The following is a 13,234-nucleotide window of genomic DNA, read 5'->3' on the forward strand; positions in this document are numbered from 1 at the left end:
AATGGATCAAGGGTGGATTTTAAAAATATATCTTGAAGCCGAGAATGTGCATGGCATGGAAAAAGGGGGCAGGTTTATGTATATACTTAAATACAGATATCATCTGACTTGTGCATTATCATGCGCATTTTCTCTTCCCGCCCTTGTTATCGGGTTGGGAGTAGAAAGCAGCCACGCGGCCCAGAGTACAGCAGAGACTACGACAGCGCCCAGACCGCGCCATATCAAGCTTTCGGGACATGCGGGGACGGGGACAGCCCAGTCCACGGCCCAATCCAAGACCCAGTCCACGGGTCACGTGGCCCTGCCATCGTCGGAACCTGAAGTGCTTAAGGTTTCCACGGCGCACAACGTATCGCGGGGTTCGCAGCAGGCCGTGTCTCGTAAGACGATGGACATTTATGTTCCGGGCACCAGCCCGCTTGCTGTACTGGCCAACACAACCCCGGGCGTAAGCTTTGCATCGGATGACCCGTTTGGCCTGGATACGGTCGCAAATACGCTTTATATCCGTGGCTTCAACCAGAGCCAGATCGGTGCCACGCTTGATGGCATTCCCATGGGGGATCAGGGATTCCAGCAATATAATGGCCTTGATATTAATGAGGCTGAGATTCAGGACAATATTGCCGGCATGCAACTGTCTCAAGGTGGGGGCGCGCTCAGCACGCCTTCTACAACGAACCTTGGTGGTGCACTGACCTATCGCACGAGCGATCCAGACGAGGTGGCTGGTGGGCGCGTATCGCAGACATTCGGCAGCAATCACACCTTCCGCACGTTTGCCAGGGTAGATAGTGGCAAGCTGAATGCTTCGGGAACCAGATTTTATGCGTCTTATGCCCGAACGGACAATAATTTATGGAAAGGCTATGGCGATCAGCTTGCCCAGCAGGTCAATTTCAAGCTTGTTCAGCCATTTCATGATGTCGGTAAGGTCACTGCCATTTTCGACTGGTCCGAACTCGACCAGTATAATTACATGGCAGAAAGCCTGAATATGCTGAAGACATTGGGTGGTAACCTGAATTACCTGTACCCGAACTATGCTGAAGCCTATGCCGCAGCACAGGGGATATATTCTTCCAATATTCAGAAATTGGGGAATGTGCAGGATGAATCCAGTGCAACCTATAATGATGCAGGGCAGAAACAGCGGAATTTCCTTTCTGCCCTTATTGCGGAATTTCACCTGACGCCACGTCTGACGGAAAAAACAATTCTGTACGCCCATGTTTCCAGCGGCAATTATGAAATGGAGGAAGCCATCCCTTCCCCCAATGGTTCCCCGATGAGCCAGTATGTAGGCCATATGGGCATGCGCCGGATCGGTGGCATACAGTCTTTTGAATATGATATTGCATCGAACCATATTCAGGCCGGGTTCTGGTATGAAAATAACTGGAACAGCTTTCCAGCCCGTCTGTATAGCGAACCCCTGTTAGGGCAGGGGCAGCCAATCAGTTCCATGGGACCATATGTCAATCCATACACAACAGAATTTGACGATGAATATAATACGAATACATTTCAGTTCTTCTTGCAAGATACATATCACATCCTGCATAACCTGACAGTCAGCGCGGGTTTCCGTTCCATGTTGCAGACCACGCATGGTGGCGCAAGTTATAATAATGCCGCCTATACTGGTGCCAGTGCCTTGCCTCGTGGGAACCTGACTGCGGCAGATGCATTCCTTCCACATTTTTCAATGAATTATAACTTTCTCAGGCACCATGAATTATATTTCGATATAGCAGAAAACATGCGTGCTTATACGTACTATCCATGGAATATGCCCAATGGTGGGGCATGGACGGATGCCAACCAGCAGGTTTTCAACGAGACCAAGAATTCACTACGGCCTGAACGTACATGGGATTATGTTGTCGGTTACAGGTATAATGCCAAGCACCTGTCTGCAACAGTCGATTTTTATCATGTGGATTATTATAACAGACTGGTCAGCACGGAAGCTGGCAATATTTTCCAGCCCTATAGTACGTTTACCAATGCAGGTAAGGAGACCATGAATGGGGCTGATGTCTCCGTGACATTTCGCCCGGTCAAGGGGTTGGAAATATTTAACAGCTTTAGCTATAATGATGCACAGTACGAAGGTGGCATTGAATATGAAGGGCAGTATGTTAGCTTGAAAGGTAAGCATCAGGTTGCTTATCCGAAGTTTATGTATAAAACAAACGTCACATATACTTATAAAAATGCCAGCGCTACGTTCAGCGCAACCTATACAGGGCGTCGGCCACTTTCATATGTGAACGATACTTATGTGCCAGCTTACTGGCTGGCTAATTGACGTGCCCCCCGAAAATGTAACCATTTTAAAGTAGAGTCCGATCGAGAAGGATACGGACGAATGAAACGCAGTCGTTTTACGGAAGAGCAGATCATAGGGGTGCTGAAGGAACAGGAGGCTGGGCTCAAGGTCTCTGATCTTTGCCGCAAACACGGGATCAGTGATGCGACGTTTTACAAATGGAAGACCCGCTATGGTGGCCTTGAGGTATCTGAGGCCAAACGACTGAAGGCCTTGGAAGATGAAAACGGTCGTCTGAAGCGTCTCCTGGCGGATGCGATGCTGGATAATGCGGCGTTGAAGGAAATTGTTGGAAAAAAGTGGTGACGCCTGTCGCAAAGCGGCAGGCGGTCCTACACCTTCAAAAGGCTCTGGAGGTGAGTGAGCGTCGCGCCTGTGCCCTTGTTGGTCTTGCCAGGCGTGTTGCGCGGTATGTTTCCACCCGGGCAGATGATGCCACCCTGCGCCAGCGCCTGCGGGATCTGGCGAGCCAGAGACGCCGCTTTGGCTATCGCCGCCTGGGTTATCTTCTGGCACGCGAAGGGTTCAGCCCCAATCACAAGAAGCTGTTCCGTCTTTACCAGGAGGAAGGGCTGAAAGTCCGCCATCGGGGCGGCCGCAAGAGGGCACTGGGGACGCGTTCTCCCATGACCATCCCTCAGGAACCCGGGCAGCGCTGGAGCCTGGATTTTGTCTCGGATGCCCTGATCTGTGGCCGCCGGTTCCGCATTCTGGCTGTTATCGACGATTTCAGTCGCAAGAACCTGGCATTGGTTGCCGACACGTCATTATCAGGTGGACGTGTGGCGCGGGAACTGACGGCCCTGGTGGAACGATATGGCAAACCCCTCATGATTGTCAGCGACAACGGTACGGAGTTCACATCCCATGCCATCCTGAAATGGGCGGATGAGATGAAGGTTGAATGGCACTATATCGCCCCCGGGAAACCGCAACAGAACGGCTTTGTCGAAAGTTTCAACGGCCGGTTGAGGGATGAATGCCTCAACGAGACGCTGTTCACGTCTCTCAGCCATGCCCGACAGGTTCTGGCTGACTGGCGGGAAGACTACAATACGGTGCGTCCCCATTCCCAGCTGGATGGCAGGACACCGGATCAGATCGCCAGACAAGGGTCTCGGGGGCATGCCCCCGAGACCCTTGTCATTCCATCAACCCCAAGCCATAAAAAACGGGAACTCTCCTTTTAAGTGGATACAAAAAAGGGGGCACGTCAATCATAGCGTTTCGCCCAGGAGAGAAGCTGCGCGCGCAATCTCTCGCTGATGGGGAGTTCGTCCGCACATGTCGCGCATCCGTCGCGATGCCAAACGCCTTCACAACCGTATTCGCCCATGATGCGGACCCATTTTTCGTCCATGAGTGACGGCTCATTAGCCATGCTTTTCTGATCTCCGTTGCTTGGCAAGGGACTTAATCTTGAACGAGATGTGTGCCCCCTCTTTTGGGCTTGGGAGTTCGGCCCGGATATTGTCCAGCAGGGCGGCGCTGGCAGGTTCATCGTTTGGGGTCTGGGACACCAATTTACCCCACAAGGCTTTGGCAGGAAGGGAAGGGGCAAGGCCTGTCGTCAAAAGTGGCATGCATGTTGGAAATCCGGTTGATGCGCTTTCAGAAGGCGCACAGCGCGTTCACGGAACTCTGGCAAATTAAGGCGATGTCTTCTTGTTTACCATAGGGCTCATTCTCCGGGAGTTTTACTCTCCGGTAGAGCCGGGGCCGTTCAAGCAGGTTGAATGGTTTGATCACAGTGGCGCCGCCATATTGCTCGGCCTGCCGGTCCCCAAAGCCTCCGGGTGGCCGTCATGGTCAGATCGACCAGCGTATGCCGTATGATCCCGTCATAAGAAGGGCGGGGATGTGAACTTTGCGATCATTGTCCCGCGTCTGCATTTCCCGCACGCACGGAGCATGCGGCCACCGTCATGGACGCTCTGGCGTTTCAGCGGATGCATGTCTTGAAACTGGGCAAGCTTCAGTTGGACAAATCTCGTGTCCAGTCAGTATCGGGCGAGGCTGGTCGCAGAGAAGGTCTGCTGGATTCTCTCTGCCGGTGATGCGCTTGCGCACCTGATATTGACCCTTGCCGCGATACCTGACTGCCGCCGGAAGCAGATGGCCTGTCACTAGGTCGATTTAGGTGAAAATGACTCGGCCTCTGATGATAAGCTTCGCCTAAGCCCAGTATGAGCTTTATAATGGCCTAACTGGTAATATACTGCTTATCGTCTTTATTTGCGATGAACCCGATAGAGGGCCAAAAGCAGTTAATTATTCCGTGAGCAAACTTCTAAGCCACTAGAATAATTGGCGTCCCGTACGGGATTCGAACCCGTGTTGCCGCCGTGAAAGGGCGGTGTCCTAGGCCTCTAGACGAACGGGACTAAAGGCGTGAGCGGGTAGATATCCTGACACGGGGGTGCGGTCAACCCCCTGGAATCAGAATATGAAAATTAATTCGCAAAAGCTGCGTCGCGGATGAAAAAACTGGCGGTTGTACGGCCGTTCCATGTCTGGGCCTGTAACCATCCAGCCAGATGTACGGGCGGCGCATTCCGATCCTCCAGCACGGGCGTCATGGGATTGTCACCCGCCCGGAACAGCAACGCCTTCAGACGGGGGCCACCGCCTTCCCCTTCGATCAGCAGTCGCAGCGTGTTGCCCTCCCGCCCGATGCGGTCGGCGCGCAGGATGCGCACCCGCGGCAGCGCCAGCAGCGGTTCGTCGTTACCCGCCCCGAATGGGGCCAGCCGCCCGATATCGGTTGCAAGCTCAACCGTTGCGGCGGCTACGCCCACGACGCCTTCGATACACAGGTCCACCGCATCCGGCAGTGCCGCGGCATGTGACAGGCGTTCATCAAGGAACGTATGCAGCGCGGGGATGTCCCCGGCATTCAGGCCAAAGCCTGCCGCCATCGCATGTCCTCCCCCCGATGTCAGGTGTCCTGCCTGTCGTGCCGCGATGATGGCTGTGCCAAGGTCGATCCCCGGCACGGATCGTGCCGACCCCTTGACCGTCCCATCCTCCAGCATCGCACCGACCAGGACGGGGCGGTTGAACTTTTCCTTGACCCGCCCCGCCACGATCCCGACCACGCCGGGGTGCCAGTCCCGACCGCATAGCAGCAGGACAGGGTGTCCTTCCTCGCGCTGGCGGGCGGCCATGTCCATGGCGATGTCGAGGATATCGCCCTCCACCGTCTGACGGCGGCGGTTGACGGCATCAAGGCGTTCCGCCAGGTGCCGCGCCTCAAGCGCGTCCTCGCACAGCAGCAGTTCCAGCCCCAGCCCGGATTCCGCGATCCGTCCCCCCGCATTGATGCGTGGGCCAAGGGCGAAGCCGCATGTGCTGGATGACAGCCGGTCATCCGTGACGCCGGATACGTCAAGCAGTGCGTTCAGGCCGGTCCGCTGCCGGCGTGCCATGATTTTCATGCCCTGCGTGACAAAGGCCCGGTTCAACCCCGTCAGCGGCATGACGTCACACACGCTGGCCAATGCCACCAGATCAAGGTAATCCATCAGCTGTGGCATGGGCCGCGTTTCAAACCAGCCCTCCCGCCGCAGCACGCCAGCAGTGGCCACCACCGCCATGAACGCCACGGCCGCCGCGCACGCCCCATGCAGGCGTGAAGGGCAGTCCAGCCGGTTCGGGTTGACGGTCGCGGTGATGCGCGGCAGGTCCCCCTGCACCTTGTGGTGGTCCAGCACGATGATATCCGCCCGTGCCGACAGGGGGGACAGGATATCCGACGCCGCCGTGCCGCAGTCCACGCACACGATCACGCCCGCGCCATCGTCGATCATCGCTTCGATCGCGGGGGTGTTGGGGCCGTATCCTTCGTTCATGCGGTCGGGGACGTGCGTGATGACACGGCAGCCCATCTGGCGCAGGAAATGCGTCAGCAGTGCCGCCGAACAGGCGCCGTCCACATCGTAATCACCAAAGACCCCGACGGTTTCCGATGCCGTGATGGCCTGCGCCAGACGTTGCGCGGCCTTGTCCATGTCGATCATGCCAGCGGGGTCAGGCATCAGCGCACGTAATGTAGGAGTCAGGAAATCCTGTACCACCTCAGGCGCGATGCCACGCATCGCCAGCATGCGCCCGACGATTTCGGGCACCCCGGCCTGTTGCATGATCGCCATGCCCATGCGCGCCGTCCGCCCCACGTCATGCGTGGCCGAGGGATCACGCCACAGCCACCGGCGTCCCGTCAGGCTGGAACTTACCCCCAGGACCAGGGCATCGTCCGTGCTGTCCGCCGCCGTCGCCAGCAGCCCGTCCGCCAGTCCCCCCATGTTCATGCCCGCATTCCCGTCATGGTGCGCCCCGGTGCGCTATCTCTTGCGGTGGGGCTGCGTGGGGCGGGGGCGTCGGTCATGGAACAATCCTTGGTGGCGGGACGGGCGGCGGTGCAAAAGGGGTCAGTCCCCCTCGATCCGGATCATGGCCGGTTCGTCAAGAACCGACTTGAGCTGCGCAATGTGCCGCAGCGCATGCAGCATCGCGGCCTCGCTGGTATGGTGGGTAATCAGCACCAGGGGCACGCTGTGGCTGTCATCGGGCAACGTTTCACGCGCATGGGCATGTTGCAGCATCGTGTGCAGCGACACGCCATCATCACGCAGGACAGCCGTGATGTCCGCCAGGACGCCCGGACGGTCCACAACATTGAGGCGCAGGTAATACCGGCCCGAAAACTGTGCGCGCGGCAGGGCGACAGCCTGCGTCAGGCCATCGGTGCTGCGTCCCCAGACAGGAATGGCGTTGCCACGGGCGATGTCGATCAGGTCGGCGGTGACGGCGGTGGCCGTCGGCCCTTCGCCCGCGCCACGTCCCTCCAGCATCAGGCGGCCGACAAATGCGCCTTCGGCCACCACGGCGTTGAACACGCCATCGACCTGCGCGATGGGGGTCGTGTTGGGCACAAGGCACGGATGGACCCGTGCCTCGATCCCGTTTTCATGCTGCCGCGCAATGCCCAGCAGCTTGATGCGATAACCCAGTTCGCGCGCGAAATGCAGGTCCAGCGCGCCAATGCGGCGGATACCCTCGATATAGACCGAGGCAAAGACAACCGGGCGGCCAAACGACAGCCCCGCAAGGATCGCAAGCTTGTGCGCCGCGTCCACCCCATCGACATCGGTGGAGGGATCTGCCTCGGCATAGCCGAGCTTCTGTGCATCGGCGAGGATGTCGGCAAAGTCGCGTCCCGTCTCGCGCATGGCGGTCAGGATATAGTTGCATGTGCCGTTAAGGATGCCCCCGACCTTGAGGATGCGATCCCCGGCCAGCGCCTCGCGCACGGTCTTGATGGCGGGGATGCCGCCTGCGACCGCCGCCTCGAACATCAGCGGCACGTCCGCCTTTTGCGCCAGTGTCGCAAGTTCGGCACCATGGATTGCCATCAGCGCCTTGTTCGCGGTGACGACCGGCCGACCATTTTCCAGCGCGCCAGTGACGATCTTGCGCGCGATACCCTCCGCGCCACCGACCAGTTCGACCACGACATCAACATCGGGATGGGCGGCAAGGTCGGCGGCGTTTTCGCACCATGCGACATCCGACAGGTCCACGCCGCGATCACGCGTGCGATCACGTGCGCTGACCGCCGTGACGATCAGGCGGCGCCCGGCACGCGCGGTAATCAGCGCGGCATTGTCACGCAGCATCTTGACGACACCGGCGCCAACCGTGCCCAGCCCCGCGATACCGATGCGCAGGGGAGTGGGCTCAACAGATGAAGAAACAGCAGTCATGTTTTTTCCGTAAGGGGGGTGAGGGCGTTCAGGAAACGGAATCCGTGACCGCAGGGTCACGCTGCGGTGTGGGGGCGGCGTTATGTTCTGTCATGAAATGGCGGATCGCACGTGTCGCCTGCCGCAGGCGCTGGGTATTTTCCACCAGGCCGATGCGCACAAAGCCCTCCCCATGTTCGCCAAAGCCAAGGCCGGGCGCGACCGCGACGCCCGCTTCGCCAAGCAGCAGCTTGGAAAAGCCGACACTGCCGAGTTCGCGGAATTTTTCAGGGATGGGCGCCCATGCGAACATTGACCCTTCGGGGGAGGGGACATCCCATCCCGCCGCATGCAGCCCACGGATCAGCACATCGCGGCGTTCGCGATAGATGTTGCGGATTTCCGCGACACAGTCCTGCGGTCCGCTGAGTGCGGCGACAGCGGCCACCTGGATCGGGGTGAACGCCCCGTAATCGAGGTACGACTTGATACGTGTCAGCGCGGAAATCAGCCGCGGGTTGCCCGCCGCAAAGCCCATGCGCCATCCCGCCATGGAATAGGTCTTGGACAGGGAGGTGAACTCCACCGCGATGTCCTTGGCCCCCGGTACCTCCAGGATGGAGGGGGGGACGCGATCCCCGAAATAGATTTCCGCATATGCAAGGTCGGACATGATCCAGATCTCGTGCTTGCGCGCAAAGGCGACGAGTTCACGATAGAAATCGAGGTCTGCGACATATGCGGTGGGATTTGACGGAAAATTGACGATCAGTGCGGTCGGTTTGGGCACCGAATGATGCACCGCGCGGTCAAGCGCGCGCAGCATCTCTTCGTCCGGGGTGGCGGGAATGGACCGGACGGAGGCACCCGCGATGATGAATCCGAACTGGTGGATCGGATAGGACGGGTTGGGCACCAGGATCGTATCGCCCGGGCTGGTGATGGCGGATGCGAGGTTCGCCAGCCCTTCCTTGGACCCCAGTGTTGCGATTACTTCGGTTTCGGGGTCAAGGCCGACATTGAAACGGCGTTCGTAATACCCCGCCAGCGCACGGCGCAGGCCGGGGATGCCACGGCTGACGGAATAGCGGTGCGCACGCGGGTCCGCCACGGTTTCCACCAGTTTTTGAACGATATGCGACGGTGTGGGGGTATCGGGATTGCCCATCCCCAGATCGATAATGTCTTCCCCGCGGGCTCGCGCGCTGGCCTTGGCCTTGTTCACTTCGGCGAAAACATAGGGAGGCAGGCGGCGGATGCGATGGAATTCTTCGGTCATGGGACTGCTCTGCACGCAGGCGGGATCAGGGATCGCGCCGGGTTGGGAATCTGAAGCCATGGCCGCCAGGATGGCGGACCAGCCAATACATTAGCGCACGATGCCAACTCTTGCACCAGTCCCGAAGGCACTGGCATGCAGGCGGATGGCCGATTCCGGCACGCCATGGGCCGCCAGCGCCCGCGCCAATGTGCGGCTGCGCAGGATCGCAAGCGACATGGCCTGCGCCTGTCCCTGCGCGCTGGCGGTGGTGGCGTCGCCATAGCCATTGATGACGATGGTCCCGTCACCGCGCGCCTTGGCAAGGTCCGACAGCGTGCGATCCTGCCCATGCTGCATCTGGTCTGACCCCGGGTCAAAACGCACGGGGCGTCCCAGATCGTCATCAAGCTGATAATCGGGCAGGCGGCGGCTGACGCCCTCGTTCGTGCCGATCGTCCCCATTCCGGCAATGGTTACGGGTTCGGGTGGGGCCTTCGCCAGGGCGGGCAGGGTGGTGGGCAGGATCTGCGCCTCCCCCGGCAGGGCGGTGCTGACCTCGGGCATTGCAATCGTGTCGTCGCCCCCGGCCTGATGCGCCGGGCGGGCCGTGGTGGGGGACGGGGCGGAAGACGCCGCGGCAAAGGAGGCCGACTGCGTTCCCGCCGCAGTGGTGGTGGGCGGTGGCGGCACATCCGCGACAGAGGGAATCGGCCCCATCGTCGCATCCTCGCGGTGGATCAGGGCGCGCTGTTCGCTCAGGTTCGTGGTGATGTCGTCACGCAGGTCCTGTGATGGCAGGACTGGGGCTTCACGCGGGCCGAGGCCGACATGCGGATAGGGATCATGCGCGCCGGGCGGGGGCGGGCGCTGCTGTCCGATAACGCCGCCCTGGTGGCTGTGGTACCAGTCCGTCAGCGTATCGACCGTATCGCGATGGCCCGTCGCGCATCCACCAAGCAGGGCCAGTGTCGCGATGGCGCATGCCAGGCGCGCACCCGTGCCGGGTTCACCGCGCCGGATGCCACGACGCACGAAAAAGACCGCATCGGAACTTGGCGCGGGCGCAGGATTGCCCATATCCACTCCGTCAAACAGATGTCACACGTGTTTCCTACTACCCTGTCCCGCCCGTCATAGCGAGGGGCGCTTCGCCTGATCGCGGGGCCAGATCGCAGGACAGGGCTTGGCACCACGGCCAAGGCAGCGCAGGATAGGGGGATGACTATGCCAGCCCCGGAAAAGAGGGAGAGCCCAATGAACGGCATGCAGCCGAAAGATCGCGTCCGCATGGATGACGAGGATCCGCGCGATCCCGATATCCCCGAACCCCAAGGCCCGGAGACCGAGGAACCCGATCGTAACCGCACGCTCTCCTCGCCCATCAGCGAACTTGAAAGCCGCCTGTTCGACCAGCGCAAGGTGCTGGTGTTCGGGCCGATCAATGACAAGATCGCACGCGATGTCACCGGTCGCCTTCTGGCGCTGGCGGGGGCGTCGGACAAGCCGATCGACGTGTATGTCAATTCGCCCGGTGGCCATGTCGAAAGTGGCGATACCATCCATGACATGATCCGCTTTGTCGATTCGGTGGCCCCGATCAACATGATCGGCACCGGATGGGTGGCATCGGCCGGTGCGCTGATTTACGCGGCGGGCAACAGGGAACGGCGTTACTGCCTGCCCAACACGCGTTTCCTGCTGCACCAGCCGATGGGCGGCGTGCGTGGCCCCGCCACGGACATCGACATCGAAGCGCGCGAGATCATCAAGATGCGCGAACGCCTTAACCGCCTGTTCGCACGCGAAACCGGGCAGTCGTACGAGAAGGTCTGCAAGGACACCGACCGTAATTACTGGATGTCCGCGCCAGAGGCGATCGAATATGGCCTCGTGACGCGCGTGATCGAGAAGATCTCCGACATTCATTGATCCATGACAAGGGCGGCGGTGGTGGCAGCCCTCATACTGCCGCCGCCCCCGCCTGTGGGGCGCATAACAGGGTCCGCCCGGAATTCAGCGTCCTTGCGCAACGAAAGACAGGTCCTTGCCCGGTCGCATGGCCGTGCGCCATATGCCGTGATGGCGGCGGGCTGTTGTTTCTGATGCCAGCCGATCGGTGAATTCCCGCGATACCGTTTCGAGCAGCGAGCCGACACATGAACGCACTTTCAGATATCTATACCAACCTGCCAGAGGCGCAGGACCCCGGCACGGCCACCCCTGATGCCGTGGCGAAGGCGGATTACACCGCCCGTCACTGGTCCAGCCCGGTTGCCGGACCGCTGAAACCCGGTTCGGCGGAACATAAGCGTGCCGTGGCGGAGATGTTCCGCGAGACCTTCAATCCCTACAAACCCTCTGTCATCGAATGGCCCAAGCTGGATGCGGAAACGTTGCGTCGCGTGACGTCGCTGCCGATCTGGGACATCGCGGTCCAGACCGAGGGCAAGGCCAGGCTGCGCATGGCCGCCTATGCGCGCCTGATTGATGATCCAGACATGAAGGATGCCCTGTCGCGCAATGCGTGGGAGGAAAACCGCCACAAGGAGGTCCTCTCCAAGATGGTGGAAGCCTATGGCATCCCCCTGGCGTCGGAGCCGACCTATCACGAACCGCGTGATGTGGAATGGGCCTACCTTGTCACCGGCTTTTCCGAATGTGTGGACAGTTTCTTTGCCTTTGGCCTGTTCGAGGTTGCAAAGCGCTCCGGCTTCTTCCCGCTGGAACTGATTGATACGTTCGAACCGGTGATGCAGGAGGAATGTCGCCATATCCTGCTGTTTGCCAACTGGCTGGCATGGCACCGCGCGACGATGCCGATGTGGAAGCGCCCGTGGTTCGAAGCCCGCGTCCTCGCGGTATGGGTGTTTCTGGTTTACGAACGTCTCGGCATGGCCAAGACGATGGATGCCGAGGGGAATGTCCATGAACAGGACAACAACTTCACCGTAAACGGCACCAAGGATGTGGCAAGCATCGACATGCCGCTGCGTGATTTTGTCGACCTGTGCCTTAATGAAAATGAACGCCGCTTTTCAGGTTATGACCCGCGCCTGCTGCGGCCGAAACTGGCACCGAACCTTGCACGTTTCCTGCGCTTCTTCCTGCCCCGCACCCCGGAATCGCGCAAGCTGGAGGGGAAGCAGGCCATCGCCTGATCTTTTTCGTTGAATATGGCTGATACGGCCCTGTTTCCGCCCCCGAATGGGTTGGGAACAGGGCCGTTTTCATAGGCGCATCAGTCGGGAGAGGTAAGGGGGGTGTTCAAACGGTCATTGCGGACATGGCGTCCGGGATTTTATGGTGTGACCGCCCCTTACACAGTGACCTTGGCAGGGGCCGCGGCGAAATCAAGCTGCCCAAGATAGGCAAGGCGTGTGGCGGGTACGATGTCGCCGATGCGGCCATCGGTAATCCGGGCATAACCGAACACCTTGCTTTCTTCCTCGTCCGACCCGATGGCGAGGCCCGCGAAATCCTGCCCTTTTTCATCACGCAGGTGCCATACGTCACCGCGCACCACCGCATCCAGCTTATAGCGGAAACCGGGCAGTATCTTTGTCAGGATGGCAGGCATCACCTCGGTTACGTCAAGCGCGCTGCGCACGAATTCGGTGCAGAATTCGTCCGGTGCGAAATATCCCTTCATTTCGGGTGTCATCAGGATCAGCCCCGGCTTTGTCCCCTCGGCGGAGACAAGGCGGCTGCGGATGACGATCTTGGGCTCGTCACGGGATATTTCAGAGGTGAGGAGGACCGTTCCCACCGGCGCGGCGAGCAGGTCGGATATGACCTTCATCTGTGTCAGGGGAAGGGTGGACAGGGTGGTCATTGGTTGTCTCCGCTTGCGTGCGATATCCTGCCATGAAGACGGCGGCGCGACTGTGCGCT

Annotated in this window: 9 protein-coding genes and 1 tRNA gene; 4 read left to right on the forward strand and 6 right to left on the reverse strand. The window is 59.7% G+C overall.

The annotated features are described in order from the left end of the window. The first annotated feature begins 1 nt into the window (after position 1). Together FYB92_RS05420 and FYB92_RS05425 are read left to right on the forward strand one after the other, a co-directional pair. The gene (locus tag FYB92_RS05420) at positions 2-2,317 is read left to right on the forward strand and encodes a TonB-dependent receptor domain-containing protein (protein ID WP_332828325.1); all 2,316 of its coding nucleotides are present in this window, start codon (positions 2-4) and stop codon (positions 2,315-2,317) included. Positions 2,318-2,377: 60 nt separating this feature from the next. Beyond that, positions 2,378-3,528, forward strand: a protein-coding gene (locus FYB92_RS05425) for an IS3 family transposase (RefSeq protein WP_237915129.1) whose coding sequence is annotated in 2 segments (ribosomal slippage) — positions 2,378-2,636 and positions 2,636-3,528 — 1,152 coding nt in all. Because the reading frame shifts where the segments join, the coding sequence is not laid out codon by codon here. Positions 3,529-4,646: 1,118 nt separating this feature from the next. Here FYB92_RS05425 and FYB92_RS05430 read toward each other — a convergent pair. The 5 genes from FYB92_RS05430 to FYB92_RS05450 form a co-directional block, all read right to left on the reverse strand. Then, positions 4,647-4,722, reverse strand: a tRNA-Glu gene (locus FYB92_RS05430). Positions 4,723-4,791: 69 nt separating this feature from the next. Continuing rightward, complete coding sequence (gene recJ, locus FYB92_RS05435) at positions 4,792-6,642, reverse strand: single-stranded-DNA-specific exonuclease RecJ (protein ID WP_332828979.1); 1,851 nt, start codon at positions 6,640-6,642, stop codon at positions 4,792-4,794. A 126-nt stretch (positions 6,643-6,768) separates the two neighbouring features. Continuing rightward, entirely contained in the window at positions 6,769-8,103 is a 1,335-nt protein-coding gene (locus FYB92_RS05440; RefSeq protein ID WP_003622205.1) for a homoserine dehydrogenase, read from the reverse strand. A 28-nt stretch (positions 8,104-8,131) separates the two neighbouring features. Further along, complete coding sequence (locus tag FYB92_RS05445; RefSeq protein ID WP_062809393.1) at positions 8,132-9,361, reverse strand: LL-diaminopimelate aminotransferase; 1,230 nt, start codon at positions 9,359-9,361, stop codon at positions 8,132-8,134. Between the two features lie 90 nt (positions 9,362-9,451). Beyond that, complete coding sequence (locus FYB92_RS05450; RefSeq protein WP_075595610.1) at positions 9,452-10,420, reverse strand: OmpA family protein; 969 nt, start codon at positions 10,418-10,420, stop codon at positions 9,452-9,454. A gap of 177 nt (positions 10,421-10,597) precedes the next feature. Here FYB92_RS05450 and FYB92_RS05455 point away from each other — a divergent pair, with 177 nt between their 5' ends. Then, on the forward strand, positions 10,598-11,272 hold the full coding sequence (locus tag FYB92_RS05455; protein ID WP_003622211.1) for an ATP-dependent Clp protease proteolytic subunit: 675 nt from the start codon (positions 10,598-10,600) through the stop codon (positions 11,270-11,272). 227 nt (positions 11,273-11,499) lie between these two features. Next, positions 11,500-12,501 carry a hypothetical protein gene (locus tag FYB92_RS05460; protein ID WP_003622213.1) on the forward strand — a complete coding sequence of 334 codons (1,002 nt, stop codon included), beginning with the start codon at positions 11,500-11,502 and terminating at the stop codon, positions 12,499-12,501. Between the two features lie 158 nt (positions 12,502-12,659). Here FYB92_RS05460 and FYB92_RS05465 read toward each other — a convergent pair whose 3' ends face one another. Further along, positions 12,660-13,175, reverse strand: coding sequence for a hypothetical protein (locus FYB92_RS05465; protein ID WP_003622215.1), 516 nt, complete (start codon positions 13,173-13,175; stop codon positions 12,660-12,662). Positions 13,176-13,234: the final 59 nt, after the last annotated feature.

Source organism: Novacetimonas sp. GS1 (genome assembly GCF_036686925.1).
Classification (GTDB): domain Bacteria; phylum Pseudomonadota; class Alphaproteobacteria; order Acetobacterales; family Acetobacteraceae; genus Novacetimonas; species Novacetimonas hansenii.

Bases quoted from the DNA above. Each gene is read 5' to 3' on its own strand.
- FYB92_RS05440 (WP_003622205.1), bottom strand. From the start codon at position 8,103: ATGACTGCTGTTTCTTCATCTGTTGAGCCCACTCCCCTGCGCATCGGT.
- FYB92_RS05420 (WP_332828325.1), top strand. From the start codon at position 2: ATGGATCAAGGGTGGATTTTAAAAATATATCTTGAAGCCGAGAATGTG.
- FYB92_RS05445 (WP_062809393.1), bottom strand. From the start codon at position 9,361: ATGACCGAAGAATTCCATCGCATCCGCCGCCTGCCTCCCTATGTTTTC.
- FYB92_RS05460 (WP_003622213.1), top strand. From the start codon at position 11,500: ATGAACGCACTTTCAGATATCTATACCAACCTGCCAGAGGCGCAGGAC.
- FYB92_RS05455 (WP_003622211.1), top strand. From the start codon at position 10,598: ATGAACGGCATGCAGCCGAAAGATCGCGTCCGCATGGATGACGAGGAT.
- recJ (WP_332828979.1), bottom strand. From the start codon at position 6,642: ATGGGGGGACTGGCGGACGGGCTGCTGGCGACGGCGGCGGACAGCACG.
- FYB92_RS05450 (WP_075595610.1), bottom strand. From the start codon at position 10,420: ATGGGCAATCCTGCGCCCGCGCCAAGTTCCGATGCGGTCTTTTTCGTG.
- FYB92_RS05465 (WP_003622215.1), bottom strand. From the start codon at position 13,175: ATGACCACCCTGTCCACCCTTCCCCTGACACAGATGAAGGTCATATCC.